Origin of the sequence: Bacillus cereus group sp. MG20, from assembly GCF_040459885.1 — a bacterium.
Lineage (GTDB): Bacteria > Bacillota > Bacilli > Bacillales > Bacillaceae_G > Bacillus_A > Bacillus_A cereus.
Window position 1 is genome coordinate 3,191,088 of sequence record NZ_JARVHF010000001.1, and the last position, 18,791, is coordinate 3,209,878.

An 18,791-nucleotide genomic window follows, 5' to 3' on the forward strand; every position below is an offset into this window, starting at 1 on the left:
TTAAAAGGGGTGTCTTTTATGAAAAAAGAAAAAAGACAACGGTTAATTAAACAATTTGTAAAGGAGTATGAAATAGATAAGCAAGAAAGATTAGTAGAATTGTTAGCAAAAAAAGATGTATTAGTAACACAAGCTACGGTTTCTCGGGATATTCGTGAGTTAAACTTAACGAAGGTACCTTCTCAAGAAGGATTAATGATATATAAAGTTTTCTCAGAAGAGCATTTACAAACTGATATAAAGTTAAAGAAAAAATTACGAGAAGTTGTTGTGAAAATTGATTGTGTAGATCAATTAATGGTTATTAAAACATTACCTGGTAATGCACATGTTATTGGTGTTTTATTTGATGAGTTAGATTGGAAAGAAAAAATAGGATGTATATGTGGAAATGATACATGCCTTATAATTTCACAGTCGAAATCAGATAGGGAGATTATAGAAGAAAGATTAAATTTAATTATTTAGATGCAAAAATCCTGTTTTTAATAAAATTAAAAACAGGATTTTTGTTTAAATACGGAAGTTAAATATTCAACATATATGCGTAATATATGTGTTTTTTATTGAAAAAGCGAGAGAGTTTGTTATAAAAATACAAATTCGTATGATTTTAAAAAAATAACTTGTTTAATATTTCACAATGATAATGTGGATGCTTTCACAAAGATAAAAGTGCAGAGCATTTATTATGTACTTGTAAGACATCAAACATATTTAAAAGGAGGTACAACAAATGAAACATCCGATACATGTTACTTCAGAAATTGGGGAATTACAAACGGTTTTATTAAAACGACCGGGTAAAGAAGTGGAAAACTTGACGCCAGATTATTTGCAGCAATTATTATTTGACGATATTCCATACTTACCAATTATTCAAAAAGAGCATGATTATTTTGCACAAACGTTACGCAATCGGGGTGTTGAAGTTCTTTATTTAGAAAAACTAGCTGCTGAGGCGTTAGTAGATAAAAAACTTCGAGAAGAATTTGTTGATCGTATTTTAAAAGAAGGACAGGCTGACGTAAATGTTGCACATCAAACTTTAAAAGAATATTTACTTTCCTTTTCAAATGAAGAATTAATTCAAAAAATTATGGGCGGTGTACGGAAAAACGAAATTGAAACAAGTAAGAAGACACATTTATATGAATTAATGGAAGATCATTATCCGTTTTACTTAGATCCAATGCCTAATTTATATTTTACTCGTGATCCAGCAGCTAGCGTGGGCGATGGCCTAACGATAAATAAGATGAGAGAACCAGCGCGTAGACGTGAATCATTATTCATGGAGTACATCATTAAATATCACCCAAGATTTGCAAAACATAATGTACCAATCTGGTTAGATCGTGATTATAAATTTCCAATTGAAGGTGGCGACGAGCTAATTTTAAATGAAGAAACAATTGCGATTGGAGTGTCTGCTCGTACTTCAGCTAAAGCAATTGAACGTTTAGCTAAAAATCTCTTTAGCCGACAAAATAAAATTAAGAAAGTGTTAGCAATAGAAATTCCAAAATGCCGAGCATTTATGCATTTAGATACAGTATTTACAATGGTTGATTATGACAAGTTTACAATTCATCCAGCCATTCAAGGGCCAAAAGGGAATATGAATATTTATATTTTAGAAAAAGGATCAGATGAGGAAACTCTTAAAATTACACATCGTACTTCTTTAATGGAAGCATTAAAAGAGGTATTAGGCTTAAGTGAATTAGTTCTTATTCCATGTGGAGGAGGAGATGTAATTGCTTCTGCTCGTGAACAATGGAATGATGGCTCGAACACATTAGCAATCGCACCAGGTGTAGTTGTTACATATGATCGCAACTATGTATCCAATACGTTATTACGGGAGCACGGTATAGAAGTAATTGAAGTGCTAAGTTCGGAATTATCTCGTGGTCGTGGGGGTCCACGTTGCATGAGTATGCCAATTGTTCGTAAAGATATTTAGTATAAATAACGGAGAAAGTAGGGATGAAGTATGTTAATGACTAGACCAAATTTAAAAGGAAGAAGCTTTCTAGCAGAAAAAGATTTTACACAAGAAGAATTGTTATATTTTCTAGATTTGGCAGCAGAATTAAAAGAGAAAAAGAAAAATGGTATCCCGCATCATTATTTAGAAGATAAGAATGTAGCGCTCTTATTTGAAAAAACCTCCACTCGTACGCGCTGTGCATTTACAGTAGCATGTACAGATTTAGGGGCGAATCCTGAATATTTAGGGAAAGGTGATATTCAGCTTGGGAAAAAAGAATCCGTAGAGGATACAGCAAAAGTGTTAGGGCGTATGTTTGACGGAATTGAGTTTCGTGGATTTAATCATGAGACTGTAGAATCTTTAGCACAAAATTCTGGTGTGCCAGTTTGGAATGGATTAACAGACATGTGGCATCCAACACAAACACTAGCAGATTTATTAACAATTAGAGAACATGTAGGGAAGTTGAAAAATGTGAAGCTCGTTTACGTTGGAGATGGACGAAATAATGTTGCTAATAGCTTACTAGTTGGTGGAGCAATCGTTGGAATGGATGTACGTATTTGCACACCAGAATCTTTATGGCCTGCACAAGAAGTAATTGATTTAGCAAAAAAATATAATGAACAGGTAATGATAACAAGTAATGTGGAAGAAGCTGTTGCGAATGCAGATGTAATTTATACAGATGTATGGGTGTCTATGGGGGAAGAAGAAAAATTTGCTGAACGTGTCGAGTTATTGAGACCTTATCAAGTAAATATGAAAATGATTAAAGAAACAGGGAATGAAAACGTGATTTTCTTACATTGTTTACCTGCATTTCATGATGTTGAAACGATGTATGGCGAAGAAGTTTACGAGAAATATGGGTTGAAAGAAATGGAGGTAACTGACGAAGTATTCCGCAGTAAACATTCAAAAGTATTTGATCAAGCTGAAAATAGAATGCATACAATTAAAGCGGTTATGGCAGCTACTTTAGGAAACATGGAGTAAAGAAGAAAGGGAGTCTTCCTTTCTTCTTTCTCCTCCTTTAGACACTATCATTCACTATTGCTTTTGTATTGTTATTGCAATTAAAGAGAGGTGAGTGGAATGGGTGAAGATAAGAAATTAGGGTTGTTTACACTAACGGCTCTTGTAGTTGGGTCTATGATTGGCGGTGGAGCCTTTAATTTAGCGAGTGATATGGCAAAAGGTGCTGGTGCTGGAGCCATTATTATTGGCTGGGTTATAACAGGAATTGGGATGATTGCACTTGGATTATCTTTTCAAAATCTAACTGTAAAACGGCCAGATTTAGATGGTGGTATTTTTAGCTATGCAAAAGCAGGATTTGGTAATTTTATGGGATTTAATAGTGCGTGGGGATACTGGCTATCTGCTTGGCTTGGGAATGTAGCTTACGGTACATTATTATTTTCTTCATTAGGATATTTCTTCCCGATCTTTGAAGGCGGTCAAAATGTAGAATCCATTATTGGTGCAAGCGTATTATTGTGGTGTGTTCACATGTTAATTTTACGTGGAGTTCAATCAGCAGCACTTGTGAATTTAGTAACTACAATCGCAAAATTAGTACCTGTATTTGTATTTATTGTCATAGGAATCTTCGCGTTTCATATTGATACATTCTTAGATGGATTTTGGGGGCAAACTGGTTCTTTTTCATGGGGAGCAGTTGGCAGCCAAGTTAAAAGTACAATGCTTGTAACTCTATGGGTATTTATTGGGGTAGAAGGGGCTGTTGTTTTATCCAGTCGAGCAAAAAATAGAAGTGATGTAGGGAAAGCAACGGTTATTGGCTTAATTGGTACACTCATCATTTACATTTTAATCACATTATTGTCTCTTGGACTTATGCAGCAAGCAGATATTGCTGGTTTGAAAAATCCAGCTATGGCTTATTTATTTGAAAGTGTTGTTGGAAAATGGGGTGCTATCTTTATAAATTTAGGTTTGGTCATCTCTGTATTAGGTGCTTGGTTAGGTTGGACTTTGCTCGCTTCTGAAATTCCATATTTAGCCGCTAAAGATGGAGTATTTCCAAAATGGTTCGCAAAAGAAAATAAAAATAAGGCTCCAGTAAATTCATTATGGATAACAAATGGTTTAATTCAAATATTCTTGTTAACATTCGTCGTTTCTGATCAGGCGTATAACTTTGCATTCTCTTTAGCATCTTCAGCCATTTTAATTCCATATGCTTTTTCAGCATTTTATCAACTGAAGCATAGCTTAAAATCTGAAGAAGTAGATCGAAATAAAAATATAATAATTGGTTTGATAGCAAGTATTTATGGTGTGTGGTTAGTTTATGCAGCTGGTTTAGAGTATTTATTATTAACAATGACTTTATATGCGCCAGGTATTTTTATTTTTTACAATGTTCAAAAGCAAAAGAGTTCGAAGCAAATATTTACTCGAGTGGAATTAGCATCATCCGTAGCAATTGGTGCTTTAGCATTCTTTGCGATTTATGGATTAATTACAGGCAGTATTACTTTATAAAGCGCTGTGAAAGCGAAATGAACTGGAGGGCTGAAATATGGTACGAAGAAAAATTGTAGTTGCACTAGGGGGAAATGCGATACAGTCTGGAGAAGCTACTGCGGGAGCGCAGCAAGAAGCGTTGGAAAAAACAGCGGAACAACTTGTGAAAATAATGGAAAATGATGTGGATATAGTAATTGCGCATGGAAATGGCCCACAAGTGGGGAATATTTTATTACAGCAAAAAGCTGCAGAAACGGAAAAGACACCTGCAATGCCATTAGATACTTGTGGGGCAATGAGCCAAGGGATGATTGGATATTGGATGGAAAATGCGATTGAAAAGGCATTAAAAAAACGGAATATACAAAAAGATGTAGCAACGGTTATAACGCGCGTTGTTGTGGATAAAAAAGATGAGGCATTTAAAAATCCAACTAAACCAATTGGTCCTTTTTATACAGAAGAAGAGGCCAGAAGATTAATGGATGAAACAAAAGCAGTGTTTAAAGAAGATGCTGGTAGAGGATGGAGACGTGTTGTTCCATCACCGAAGCCTGTAAGTATTCATGAACATAAAGTGATTAATTCTTTGGTGGAAGATGGAAACATAGTGATAGCTGTTGGCGGGGGTGGAATTCCAGTAATTGATTCCGAAGAAGGGTTAAAAGGAACTGAAGCGGTTATCGATAAAGATTTCGCTGCGCAGAAATTAGCAGAATTAGTAGATGCCGATACGCTCGTTATTTTAACTGCAGTTGATCATGTGTATGTAAATTATAATCAACCGAATCAAAAAAAATTAGAGCATGTCACAGTGAATCAATTAGAAGAATATATTGAAGAACAACAATTTGCTGCGGGAAGCATGCTTCCAAAAATTGAAGCTGCTATTAATTTTGTTAATACAAATCCAAAAAGAAAAACAATTATTACGTCTTTAGAAAAAGTATATGAAGCACTAGAAGAAAAAGCTGGTACTATTATTTCAAAACAGAATGTATGCATGTATGTTTAAATTATTATGTACGCTACTTAATAGTAAAAAAAAGAATGAGGTTAATAACTTCATTCTTTTTATTTATTAATATTTTTTGTACTCATTGTTCATAAAGTTTTCATGATGAAATCTGAATATATAAGTTAATTATGATAAAATTCAAATTGAATACGCTTTCTTGATTTTTCGCTCCAACATACAGCAAGAGAGAGGGAATTTTATGAATAGACGGAACGTAGTGAAAGACTTAAAGCAGTTCGAATTATTTGCTCATTTAACAGAAAAAAAATTGAAAGGCTTAACAGAGTTTGTTTATTGGCGAACTTATAAAAAAGGTCAATTTTTATTTTTAGAAGGGGATTCAAGGGAAAGAATTTACTTCATGTTAGATGGTTTTGTAAAGTTAGAGCGGGTTAATCAAAATGGGAACTTATTATACGATGACTATGTAAAGCGGTATTCTATTTTTCCTTATGGTGGTATGTTTACAGACAGAGGATATAACTATACAGCAGAAGCAATGACGGATGTGGAGGTATATTATATTCCAACGGTAATCTTTGAAGATATGGTAAAATCGAGCAGAACGCAATTGATGTACGTTGTTCAGCAATTATCATTTATATTAAAATTGAATGAAAATCGAGTGCAAAATATTACAATTCCTAATGCACAAGATCGTGTTATCCAAACGTTAAATTATTTAATGCAGGATTTAGGAGAACAGAGTGGGGAAAAGATTGTAATTTCATGTCCACTTACAACAATTGAAATATCCAAAATATCTGGAACATCTCGAGAGACAGTTAGCAGCGTATTAAAACAATTAAAAAATGATAGCATTGTTACAATTTTAGATAAAAAAATTACAATACACAATCCAACATATTTTGAAGAAATCTCTATGTGAAAATTGTATATTGATTTTTTAATTCATAATGTATATTAATAAGGTTCTTTATATATTTATAAGGAACTTTTTTACGTTATCCTCTATAAAAAGATTGTATAGTATGGTAATAATAGCTAAAATCGATAATAAAAAACAAAGTGAAGGGGAGAAAGAATGATTCGTATTGAGTATGATCGATTAGTAGCTATTTGTTACAGTATAGGGGTTTTGTTATTATTAAAAATTCCAAATGATAATGAATTAATTGGGGAAAAACTATTCAATGTCTATAAGGTTCCGATACATACGTATGTTTATATGGATTATAAAGTCTCAAATATATTGATTGTTTCTTTCATACTACATGTACTTGCATTTATATTATTTTTAAAATGGCTAGGAAAAAAGGAGTCTAGTGCATTTAGAAAAATAAATAAGATAAAAGTAGTAGGCATTAGTATTTTGATTGTAATGATGCCGTTTATTTTAAATACAATCCTCCAGACATTGAATAAAACATGGTATTACGCAGGAAAAACAGGGGTAGAAGCAATAGAATATAAAAAAGAAGATAGCCAGTGTAGAATGGAGAAAAATGGAGAGAATATCCAACCGAAGTGCATTGTTACTTTAAAAAATTATCGTAATCATTCACAAGCATTAAAAGTTGTTTTATATGATAATGCAAACGAGAATTCAAAAAGCTATCCAGTACCGAAACCAGTCTATTTACAAAAACATGAGACAAAGCAATTTGAATTTCAAGTTCCTGTTTCTTATAATAGAGGTATTGAACAAGATAAAGTACCAAATATTAAATTACATTCATTGCATGAAAATAATACGAAATACAATTAATCTGTAAGTAAAAGTTTATGAGTAGGAGCAAGAATTTGAAACGATATAGAAAATCAACTTGAATCATCCAACATACTGCGAGGTAACGGTATATTGGATGATTTTTTTATGTTATCCCCTTTTTTCACGTATGAAAAGGAGGAATACTTTGTTGGAAATGAAAAACATCACAAGGATCATACATGGTTTTTACTTTACGTAATCTGTGAAAGTTAGAGCCATAATAACTAGTTTGCCAATTTTTAATGTCGATATCGGGCCAGTTCACATAGTCACCTAGTGTATAAGGATCTAAGCTTTCTCGTAAACCTTTAACCCAGCGTATATTTCGATTTTCTTCATCATCGCATTTCCAAGAGGTAATGTATTCTTGAGCAATAATTGCTTTACGATGAAAATAAGCCGTTTCATTCGGCGAAATATTTTCAACAGCACCTATGAGCGATTGATGCCAAATACTAGCATCTTTATTTGGTGCATGAGAAAGAAAGGATTGCATGATTTGAATGCCTTTAAGGGAAATAGGTTTATAGACATAGGAACCAGAGCGCTTGAAATTTTCAGGGATGTTACCGCCATTAAAAAATTCAACAGCCTTTATATAAGGAACTTCTTCTATAAAGAGAGAGGGGCTACCAGTTTCAAGAAGAGGGGATAATAGGGAATGGAGTTCAGAGGGAGAACCGACAAACTCGCCTTGTGCTTCGATTTTATTTCGTTGCTTGGCGAATAATTCGATCGATGAAGTGAGACGTTCATCTATATAAGGTGCCCAGTTTTGCCACGCTTGAAATGCAGCAATAAAGTCTTCCCATTCCCATGTAATTGAGAAAATTGATACATTTTTTACGGGGTGGACTCGAAAAGTTAAGGAAGTGATAATTCCGAAGTTTCCACCACCGCCACCACGGCATGCCCAAAAAAGGTTAGAGTTTTCTTGTTCATTTGCACGAATGAGTTTTGCACCAAATTTTCCACACGCTTGTACCATTTCCACTTCCATTAATTGATCACATGTTAATCCAAATAAGCGTGAAAGCATACCAATACCACCGCCAAGTGCTAATCCAACAATTCCAACGCTTGCACTTGTACCAGCAGGAATTGTAACACCGTAATTCCAAAGTTCTTTATAAACAGTGCCAAGATTTGCACCAGCCTCAATTGTTGCTGTTAATTTCTCTGTATTAACAGTAATGCGATGCATTTCACTCACATCAATAATAAGTCCTCTATTTAAAAGAGAGAAATTTTCATAGCTATGACGTCCACTTCTTAACCGAAATGGTATATGACGTTCACGTGCCCATTTTAAGGCGTTACATACATCCTTGTTATTTTGACAAAAAACAATAATACAAGGGAGTTTTGGAATACTTAAATTTAAATTCATTCGGGCTACGTCGTAGTCAGGATCTGTGGGAACAACGATACGACCTGTTAATTTTGTTTGCTTCAATTTCTTACTCCTTTCCAAAATAATCAGAGCTTTTTATTAATATATGAAAAATGTCTGTAATACGCGTGGACAAGGAGAGGTGGAGAATGAGATTTACCTTTGTGAGAAATAAATAAAGCATAAGAATAAAGAATCTACATAGAGTTCAATGAAAACAGTTGCAAACTGTTCATATTTTGTTATGATAGTGTTACGAAAACGTTTGCATAAAATTCTGATGGGATGCAAAAGGAGAGAAGGACTATGAATAAGACATGGTGGAAAGAAGCAGTTGCTTATCAAATTTATCCACGAAGCTTTATGGATTCAAATGGTGATGGTATTGGAGATTTACAAGGTATTATTGCAAAACTGGATTATTTAAAAGACTTAGGTATAGATGTAATTTGGATTTGTCCAATGTATAAGTCGCCTAATGATGATAATGGTTATGATATTAGTGATTATCAAGATATTATGGATGAGTTTGGTACAATGGCAGACTTTGATGCTTTACTAGATGAAGTTCATAAGCGTGATATGAAGCTTATTATTGATTTAGTTATTAATCATACGAGTGATGAACATCCATGGTTTATTGAATCACGTTCATCTAAAGATAATCCGAAGCGTGATTGGTATATTTGGCATGATGGTAAAGATGGTGCGGAGCCAAACAACTGGGAAAGTATTTTTAATGGTTCGGCATGGGAATATGATGAAGAAACAGAACAATATTATTTACATCTATTCTCACGTAAACAACCAGATTTGAACTGGGAGAATAAAGAAGTTCGCGAAGTACTATATGATACGGTTAATTGGTGGCTTGATAAAGGTATTGATGGTTTCCGCGTTGATGCGATCAGTCATATAAAAAAAGAAGAAGGCCTTAAGGATATGCCAAATCCAAAAGAGTTAAAATATGTGCCATCTTTTGATAAACATATGAATGTGAAAGGTATTCAACCTTTATTAGAAGAGCTAAAAGAAAATACATTCTCTAAGTACGATATTATGACTGTTGGTGAAGCAAATGGCGTTAAGATTGAAGATGCTGAGCTTTGGGTTGGAGAAGAGCAAGGTAAGTTCAATATGGTATTCCAGTTTGAACATTTAAGTTTATGGGATGCAGAGAAGAAGAAAGACCTTGATGTTGTAGGATTGAAAAAAGTATTAACGAAATGGCAAAAAGGATTAGAAAATAAAGGATGGAACGCTTTATATATTGAGAATCACGATAAACCACGTATCGTTTCAACATGGGGAGATGACAAACAATATTGGCGTGAAAGTGCAACAGCTCTAGGAGCGATGTATTTCTTTATGCACGGTACACCGTTTATTTATCAAGGACAAGAAATTGGTATGACAAATGTTCAGTTACCAAATATTGAAGATTACGATGATGTAGCAATTAAAAATTTATATCGCGAGAAAATTGCAGAGGGCGTACCACATCAAGATATGATGGAGATTGTATGGGCTTCTTGCCGCGATAATTCACGTACACCTATGCAGTGGAATGATGAGATGAATGCTGGTTTCACAACAAGTACACCTTGGTTTAGCATGAATCCAAATTACAAAGAAATTAATGTTGAGAAGCAAAAAAATGAAGAAAAGTCTATTTTCAATTTCTATAAGAAAATGATTGCCCTGAAAAAAGAGCACGATGTACTGAACTATGGTACGTACGATTTACTTTTAGAAGACGATCCACAAATTTATGCATATACACGTACGTTACAGGATGAAAAAGTCATTGTAATTAGTAATATCTCAAAAGAGGAAGCTGTGTATAATGAGGGTTCATTTGCACTAGAACGCAAACGTTTGCTTTTAAATAACTATGAAGTTGCAGAACATGAAGAAGTAACAACAATTGCTTTAAAACCTTATGAAACAAGGGTTTATCGCATTTCATAATAAAAAAGGATGCTCTTTGAGCATCTTTTTTTATGAAAAAAAATAAATTTCTATTGCAAAGTGAAAACGCTTTTATTAAAATAGATTTATGAAAACGGTTGCGTAAAGATAAAAATAAAGTAACATAAGGAATCGTTTTCATAAAGGGAACAGAAATTATAATTTAAATCATTATGTTGTTATAAATAAAGGGGAGGAAGAACAGATGAAAATTACTTCTTTTGATTTTTGGCAAAAGTTCGGGAAAGCGTTATTAGTTGTTGTAGCCGTAATGCCAGCAGCTGGTTTAATGATTTCCATCGGTAAGTTAATTGGTATGTCTGCTGGGGATGTTAACGCAGTTCATACAATCGCTCGCGTAATGGAAGACATCGGTTGGGCAATCATTACAAATCTACACATCTTATTCGCAGTAGCAATTGGGGGATCTTGGGCGAAGGATCGTGCAGGTGGTGCATTTGCAGCGCTATTAGCATTCGTCTTAACAAACCGAATTACAGGAGCTATATTTGGCGTAAACGCTCAAATGTTAGCGGATTCAAAAGCGACAGTTTCTTCAGTAATAGCAGGAGATTTACTTGTAAAAGATTACTTTACTTCTGTACTTGGTGCACCAGCATTAAACATGGGAGTTTTCGTGGGGATTATCACAGGTTTCTTAGGAGCTAATCTATATAACAAATATTATAACTATAATAAATTGCCACAGGCATTAGCATTCTTTAATGGAAAACGATTTGTACCATTCGTTGTAATTCTTTGGTCTACAGTTACTGCGATTGTATTATCATTTCTATGGCCATTCATCCAAAGTGGGTTAAATGAATTTGGTCGCTGGATTGCAGCTTCAAAAGATAGTGCACCAGTTGTTGCACCGTTTGTATATGGAACGTTAGAGCGTTTATTATTACCATTTGGTTTACACCATATGTTAACGATTCCGATGAACTATACAGAGCTAGGCGGAACATATACGATGCTAACTGGTTCAAAAGTTGGACAAGTTGTAGCAGGACAAGATCCATTATGGCTTGCATGGATTACAGATTTAAATAATTTATTAGCAAATGGAGATACGAAGGCATATAACGATTTATTAAATAACGTTGTACCAGCTCGTTTCAAAGCTGGACAAGTTATCGGCTCAACAGCAGCGTTAATGGGGATTGCATTTGCGATGTTCCGTAACGTTGATAAAGAAAAGCGTGCAAAATATAAACCAATGTTTTTATCAGCAGCATTAGCAGTATTCTTAACAGGTGTAACAGAACCAATTGAATTCATGTTCATGTTTATTGCTCCAGTATTATATGTTGTATATGCTATTACAACAGGACTTGCATTCGCACTAGCTGATTTAATTAACTTACGTGTTCATGCATTCGGATTTATTGAGTTAATTACTCGTACACCAATGATGGTTAACGCAGGTTTAACAAGAGACTTAATCAACTTTGTTATTGTTTCATTAGTGTTCTTCGGTCTTAACTTTACACTATTTAATTTCTTAATTAAAAAATTCAACTTACCAACACCAGGGCGTGCAGGTAACTATATTGATAATGAAGATGAGGCATCAGAAGGAACAGGAAATGTACAAGATGGTTCATTAGCAACAAAAGTTATCGATTTATTAGGTGGAAAAGAAAATATTGCTGACGTAGATGCTTGTATGACACGCTTACGTGTAACAGTAAAAGACTTAGATGTTGTTGCACCAGAAGCACAGTGGAAACAAAATGGTGCTTTAGGGCTTATTGTAAAAGATAAAGGTGTACAAGCAGTATATGGTCCGAAAGCTGACGTATTAAAGTCAGACATTCAAGATATGTTAGGTGCGTAATAATATGAAATTGCTAACTTTAAACTGTCATTCTTGGCAAGAAGAGAATCAAATAGAAAAGATAAAATACCTTGCTAAAGTAATTCAAGAAGAAGAGTACGATGTCATCGCATTGCAAGAAGTAAGTCAGTCCATACAAGCTGAAAATGTATGCGGTAACAAGAAAGAAGATAATTTTGGACTTTTACTATTAGAAGAGTTAAAAGCACTACATGTAAAAGATTACAATATTACTTGGGATTTCTCTCATATTGGTTATGACGTGTATGAAGAAGGATTAGCGATTATAACGAAGCATAATATTATAAAAGAAGATACGTTCTTCATTTCAGAAAACGAGGATACAACGTATTGGAAAACACGTAAAATTGTAAGTACAACAATTGCTTATAATGGTAAAGATATAACGTTTTACTCTTGCCATCTCGGTTGGTGGAATGATGAAGAAGAGTCATTCAAAGGTCAAATCAATCGTTTGATGGGGCGTGTAGATAGCAATAAGCTCGCCTTCTTAATGGGGGATTTTAATAACAATGCTCGCTTGGAAGGCGAAGGTTATGAGTATATGATGCAAAAAGGGTTGTATGACACATATGAATTAGCAATAGAGAAGGATGAAGGAACGACTGTCCAAGGCGAGATTGCTGGTTGGGATGAAAATAAACATAATTTGCGAATCGATCTAATATTGTGTAACCAAAGTAAAAAAGTTCATTCTTCAAAAGTTATTTTTAATGGTACAAACAGAAATGTAATTTCAGATCATTTCGGTGTAGAGGTTCAATTGGATATATAATAGAAGAAATCCTCACAGAGAATAAAAGCTGTGAGGATTTTTTTTAGGAATACAAGTATTTCCAAGAGAAAATACTTGTATTTTTTATGACATTTCATATATATTTGTTATTATTGAATGTAAAACCGATTTGGTCATTTTGTATTCATACTTTGACTCACTTCGTTATATAATAAAGTAAGTGAAAGTTAATGGGAAAAAATAGTACGTTTTTGGTTAATACACGATGTAGAAAGTGATATAATTGCAAAATGCATGTATCATTTTCTAAAGAAGGAAAAATATATAATTAGGTGATAACTTCTATGAAACAGATTTGGCGTATTTATAAGACAGATTTACGGAATGTAGCCAAACATTGGGCTGCAATTGTTATTGTTTTAGGATTAATGATTTTACCATCGTTATATGCATGGTTTAACATTAAAGCTTCTTGGGATCCGTATGGAAATACAAAAGAGGTTCCCATTGCAGTTTCTAACCAAGATGCAGGTTCTAATTTAAGAGGGAAAGATATTAATATCGGGAAAGAGATTGTAGACTCCCTTAAGAAAAACAAAAATCTTGGCTGGAAATTTGTAGATGAGAAACAAGCAATTTACGGAGTTGAGCGTGGGGATTATTATGCAAGTATTACGATTCCAAAAGACTTCTCTGAAAAAATTGCAACTGTTCTGGATGAAAATCCTAAAAAACCAGAACTGGATTACTATGTGAATGAAAAAGTAAACGCGATTGCACCGAAGATTACAGCAAAAGGTGCATCAGGTATTACAGAAGAAATTAGTAAAAACTTTGTTAAAACAGCAAACGGTGAGATTTTTAAAATTTTCAATGATCTTGGAATCGATTTAGAAACAAATTTACCAAGTATCGAAAAAGTAAAAGATCTTGTATTTAAGTTAGAAGCGCAGTTCCCAGAAATGAATACACTCATGGATAAGGCATTAGATGATGCAACTCGAGCAGAAGATGTTGTAAAAGTAGCGCAGAAAGATTTACCTGTTGTAGAGAGTGTAATAAATGATGGGCAGGAAGCGTTGGCGAATTTAGATAAGTTCTTTGCAAGACAAGATCAAACATTAAAAAACGCTCCAGGAACGATAAGAAATGATTTAGTAGCAGCAAAAGGCGTTATGGATAGTGCAGCTGCATTTACTGACTTTTTAATGAATCCAGGTGTAGAACTAAATATTCCTGACTTGTCTGGAATGAATGGATTACCTGAATTCCCAGCGAGACCGGATCTTTCTAAGTTGAATAGTGATGGGTATAAAGGGATAGCACAAAATATTAATCAAACAGTAAATAATGTTCTAAGCTCATCACGTGCAGGAACAGCTTATGCACAAAGTGTTATGGATGGATTGCAAAATGGAAGCGTTGATCCAGAGATAGCTAAGAAAAATATTTCGACTATATCTAATAATCTTCAAACGCATATTGACAATCTTTCTTATGTAATTGATGTTATGGCTCGTTTAGAGCAAGGGGCTCAAACTGAGTTTGGACAAAATTTCTTTAAAACAAGAAAAGAGCATTTAACGGATATTAAGAATGGACAACAAGATTTAAATAATCGTTTTAAACGTTTAAACGATTTAATTAGCACAGGTCAGGAAGTTAAACAAGATGTGCGTGATGGAATTAATCAGAAATTAAATGAAACAAATGCTTTAATCGATCGAGCTGAAAAAGATTACAATGAAACGTTTGTAGCTGATTATAAAAAGGCAGTTAGCGCGGTAGATCAAGCTAAAGCTGATGCGAATCAAATATATGATAATGCAAAAGCAGATTATGATAAAGCAAAAAATAGCCTTGAAGGTGCAAAAGCAGATTTACAGAAAGCAAAAGAAGATGTACAAAATAGAGGTATTAACGGTTTAGATTCAACGAAAGTAGCTTTAAATAGCTTAAATGGTCAATTCCAATCTGGAATCGGTTTAATTGATGATATGATTCCAGTTCTAGAAAGTACAAATAAGGTTTTAGCGGATGTAAATAGTGATAAAAACCTTAATAATGGAATCGCAAAATTAAACAAAGCGAAAAGCAGCTTACAAAAAGGTGTAGATGCAACGAATAAGGGGATTACACTTCTTAACAATGGCCAGAAACCTACAAAAGATGTAATTGAAAGTATTAACAACGCTGCGAAGGGCGGATCAGCTCAATTAACAGATGTATTATCGACGTATGATTCAGAAATTGTACCTAATTTCAATACAGCAATTGCTCGTACAAAAGAGATGTCGAAAAATACAACTCAAATTTTAAATGATGCAGACAAAAAGCTTCCAGATGTTAAAAAATTACTAGAAGATTCATCAAAAGGTTTAGTAGATGGTAAAAAGAAATTAGCAGACATTAAAGCTGAAATGCCAGCTACTGAGAAAAAGATTAAAGAATTAGCAGATAAAATTCGTGATTTTGAATCTGAAGAAGATATAAAAGACATCATACGCTTATTGAAAAACGATGTTGAAAAGCAAAGTGATTACTTTGCGAATCCAGTCAATTTAAAAGAGAATAAATTATTTGCGATGCCGAACTACGGTTCAGCGATGTCACCATTCTATACAGTGCTTGCATTATGGGTAGGCGCATTATTAATGGTTTCATTATTAACGGTAGAAGTACACGAAGAGGGCGCAAATTATAAGAGCCATGAAATTTACTTCGGACGTTTATTAACATTCTTAACGATAGGTCTTTCACAAGCGTTTATCGTATCGATGGGAGATATATTCTTACTCGGTACGTACGTAGTCGATAAGTTCTGGTTTGTGTTATTTAGTTTATTTATTGGTGGAGTCTTCGTTTGTATCGTATACTCACTCGTTTCTATTTTCGGAAACGTTGGGAAATCGATGGCGATCATTTTACTTGTACTACAAGTAGCAGGATCGGGCGGAACATTCCCAATCCAAATGACACCAGCGTTCTTCCAAGCGATTTATCCGTTCTTACCGTTCACATATGCAATTAGTGCAATTCGTGAAACAGTAGGCGGAATGCTTTGGGATATCGTAACGCGAGATTTACTTGTGTTAAGTGCTTTCGTAGTAGTTATGATTGTTGCTGCGTTATTACTGAAAACACCAATTAACAAATCAAGTGAAAAATTTGTTGAGAATGCAAAAGGAAGTAAAATCATTCATTAAGAAAAGGTTCCTACCGAAAGCGGTAGGAACCTTTTTGTTTAATCGAACTTTAATTTTTTTAATGCGTCTGCGAACGGGTTGTTTAATGGTTCTTCTTCTTTTTTCTGTTGTTTCATATATTTTTGAACGTCACGTTTATCAGCTTTGTTTCCAGATTCTTTTTTACGTCGCTCTTGGAATGTTGATAATTTCTCGCGATAGCCACATTTACATGCAAAGATTTGACCTGCACCTTCACCACGTAATTCTAGTTTCTTCTTACATTGCGGACAGCGAGCGTTTGTTGTACGAGATACATTTTTACGATGACCACATTCACGATCTTGGCATACGAGCATTTTTCCCTTTTTGCCGTTTACTTCTAGCATTGGTTTACCGCAGTCTGGACAAGACTTCGTTGAAATGTTGTCATGTTTATATTTTTTATCACTCGATTTAATTTCAGAAACAATTTCTTTCGTATAGTTCTTCATTTCAGAAATGAATACTTCTTTTTTCAGCTTACCTTTTGCGATAGCCTCAAGTTTTTGTTCCCATTCACCAGTTAGTGTAGGGGATTTTAACTCTTCTGGTACTAAATCAAGTAACTGACGGCCTTTTGAAGTAATATGAATATCTTTGCCACGTTTTTCAATTAAGAACGAATTGAATAGCTTGTCGATAATATCAGCACGCGTTGCTACAGTACCTAATCCACCAGTCGATTTTAATGTATCAGCGAGTTGTTTATTTTGCGTATCCATATATTTTGTAGGATTCTCCATTGCTGAAAGTAAAGTTGCTTCATTAAAGCGTGCAGGTGCTTTCGTTTGACCTGATGTTTGCATAATTAACTTTACAGTTAATGTATCGCCCTTTTCGATGTGGGGTAGAAGCTGCTCTTTTACGTCATCAGTTACATCATCGTCTTCAAATCGATTTTCGTATACTTCCTTCCAACCAGCATGTAAAATCGTTTTTCCGCGTGCAATGAACGTTTCACTACCAACTTTAGTACGTAATGTTAGTTGCTCGTATTCGAATGCTGGGAATAAAACAGCTAAGAAACGTTTTACAACTAAATCATAAATTTTGCGTTCTTTATCTGTGAATGCTGAGAAGTTAACGTATCCTTCTGTTGGAATAATCGCATGATGATCGCTTACTTTACTATCATCAACAAATGATTTGTTAGGTTTGATAGGCTTTTGTAATACTTTATGTGCGAAGGGACGGTATTCTCCAACACCACATGCTTTTAGACGTTCTGGAAGTGTTCCAACGATATCAGATGAAATGTAGCGTGAATCTGTACGAGGGTACGTTAGCACTTTATGCTGTTCATACAATTTCTGCATAATATTTAATGTTTCTTTAGCAGAGTAACCGAACTTTTTATTTGCATCACGTTGCAATTCAGTTAAATCATAAAGACCAGGAGAGAATGACTTCTTCTGTTTCTTATCAATTTCCACAACGGTAGCATTTTGTTTATCTAAACTGTTTACAATACCATCAATTTTTTCTTTATTAAAACTACGGCTATTGCCATTTGTATCTTGCCAAGTAAGTTTGAGTTTCTCCATTGTTTGAGCTTCGATGCCGTAGTAAGTTTGTGCTTTGAAGTTCTTTATTTCATCCTCACGACTAGCGATCATAGCAACAGTAGGAGTTTGCACACGGCCGCAATTTAACTGGGCATTAAAGCGAGTTGTTAAAGCGCGAGTTGCATTAAGACCGATATACCAGTCAGCTTCTGAACGTGCAACTGCTGAAGCGTATAAATTGTCATAGGCTTTACCTGGTTTTAAATTTGCAAAACCATCTTTAATTGCTTTATCGGTTACAGAAGAAATCCATAAACGTTTGATTGGTTTATTTAGCTTAACTTTATCGATAATCCAGCGTGCGACTAATTCCCCTTCACGTCCAGCATCTGTTGCTACAATAATTTCATTTACATCTTTTCTAAGTAGCTGACTTTTTACAGCATTAAATTGTTTACCAGTTTGTTTAATAACCGTTAATTTCAAACGCTCAGGTAGCATCGGTAAATCTTCTAAATTCCACTTTTTATATTTCACATCATAACTTTCTGGATCTGCTAATGTAACGAGATGACCTAAAGCCCAAGTTACAATATATTTATTACCCTCAAGATAGCCGTTTCCTTTTTTATCACACTTCAGTACACGAGCAATATCTCGTGCAACGGAAGGTTTTTCAGCGATTACAACGCTTTTTGACATATTAAAAACATCCTTTCAAATTTCCATAAGTTAAATATAGCATACATCTTCTTGAGATTCAGTTTCGCTCCATATTTGAGCTGTTTTTAATAGAGGGAACAAAATCCCAACTAATTAAAGTTTCACTTTATCAGTTGCTTCTATA

13 protein-coding genes are annotated in these 18,791 nt (G+C 34.2%); 11 read left to right on the forward strand and 2 right to left on the reverse strand.

Features of this window, described 5'->3' with window-relative positions:
* Window positions 1–18 precede the first annotated feature (18 nt).
* The 7 genes from argR (at window position 19) to QCI81_RS16450 (ending at window position 7,245) form a co-directional block, all read left to right on the forward strand.
* A complete protein-coding gene (gene argR / locus QCI81_RS16420; protein WP_000711826.1) occupies window positions 19–468 on the forward strand; it encodes an arginine repressor in 450 nt (149 codons plus the stop codon).
* Window positions 469–736: 268 nt separating this feature from the next.
* Window positions 737–1,969 (forward strand): arginine deiminase, encoded by a 1,233-nt coding sequence (gene arcA, locus QCI81_RS16425; RefSeq protein WP_000682331.1) that lies wholly within the window; start codon window positions 737–739, stop codon window positions 1,967–1,969.
* 30 nt (window positions 1,970–1,999) lie between these two features.
* Entirely contained in the window at window positions 2,000–2,998 is a 999-nt protein-coding gene (gene argF / locus QCI81_RS16430) for an ornithine carbamoyltransferase (RefSeq protein ID WP_000930283.1), read from the forward strand.
* A gap of 99 nt (window positions 2,999–3,097) precedes the next feature.
* Window positions 3,098–4,513 carry an arginine-ornithine antiporter gene (arcD, locus tag QCI81_RS16435; RefSeq protein WP_000503413.1) on the forward strand — a complete coding sequence of 472 codons (1,416 nt, stop codon included), beginning with the start codon at window positions 3,098–3,100 and terminating at the stop codon, window positions 4,511–4,513.
* A 37-nt stretch (window positions 4,514–4,550) separates the two neighbouring features.
* Window positions 4,551–5,513, forward strand: coding sequence for a carbamate kinase (gene arcC / locus QCI81_RS16440; RefSeq protein ID WP_063546325.1), 963 nt, complete (start codon window positions 4,551–4,553; stop codon window positions 5,511–5,513).
* A 202-nt stretch (window positions 5,514–5,715) separates the two neighbouring features.
* Window positions 5,716–6,405 carry a Crp/Fnr family transcriptional regulator gene (locus tag QCI81_RS16445; RefSeq protein WP_071731324.1) on the forward strand — a complete coding sequence of 230 codons (690 nt, stop codon included), beginning with the start codon at window positions 5,716–5,718 and terminating at the stop codon, window positions 6,403–6,405.
* 156 nt (window positions 6,406–6,561) lie between these two features.
* Window positions 6,562–7,245 (forward strand): ABC transporter permease, encoded by a 684-nt coding sequence (locus tag QCI81_RS16450; RefSeq protein ID WP_071731323.1) that lies wholly within the window; start codon window positions 6,562–6,564, stop codon window positions 7,243–7,245.
* Between the two features lie 124 nt (window positions 7,246–7,369).
* Here QCI81_RS16450 and QCI81_RS16455 read toward each other — a convergent pair whose 3' ends face one another.
* Window positions 7,370–8,704, reverse strand: coding sequence for an FAD-binding oxidoreductase (locus tag QCI81_RS16455; protein WP_000814894.1), 1,335 nt, complete (start codon window positions 8,702–8,704; stop codon window positions 7,370–7,372).
* Window positions 8,705–8,947: 243 nt separating this feature from the next.
* Here QCI81_RS16455 and QCI81_RS16460 point away from each other — a divergent pair, with 243 nt between their 5' ends.
* The 4 genes from QCI81_RS16460 to QCI81_RS16475 all read left to right on the forward strand — a co-directional run bounded on the left by QCI81_RS16460 (window position 8,948) and on the right by QCI81_RS16475 (window position 16,418).
* Entirely contained in the window at window positions 8,948–10,612 is a 1,665-nt protein-coding gene (locus QCI81_RS16460; RefSeq protein WP_001044706.1) for a glycoside hydrolase family 13 protein, read from the forward strand.
* Window positions 10,613–10,817: 205 nt separating this feature from the next.
* On the forward strand, window positions 10,818–12,455 hold the full coding sequence (locus QCI81_RS16465) for a PTS transporter subunit IIBC (protein WP_000705566.1): 1,638 nt from the start codon (window positions 10,818–10,820) through the stop codon (window positions 12,453–12,455).
* Window positions 12,456–12,459: 4 nt separating this feature from the next.
* Window positions 12,460–13,251 carry an endonuclease/exonuclease/phosphatase family protein gene (locus QCI81_RS16470; protein WP_071731322.1) on the forward strand — a complete coding sequence of 264 codons (792 nt, stop codon included), beginning with the start codon at window positions 12,460–12,462 and terminating at the stop codon, window positions 13,249–13,251.
* A gap of 305 nt (window positions 13,252–13,556) precedes the next feature.
* Window positions 13,557–16,418 carry a YhgE/Pip domain-containing protein gene (locus QCI81_RS16475; protein WP_071731321.1) on the forward strand — a complete coding sequence of 954 codons (2,862 nt, stop codon included), beginning with the start codon at window positions 13,557–13,559 and terminating at the stop codon, window positions 16,416–16,418.
* Window positions 16,419–16,456: 38 nt separating this feature from the next.
* Here the strand turns inward: QCI81_RS16475 and topB are convergent, their stop codons facing one another.
* Window positions 16,457–18,646, reverse strand: a complete 2,190-nt coding sequence (topB, locus tag QCI81_RS16480; RefSeq protein ID WP_071731320.1) for a DNA topoisomerase III — start codon at window positions 18,644–18,646, stop codon at window positions 16,457–16,459.
* Between the last annotated feature and the right edge of the window lie 145 nt (window positions 18,647–18,791).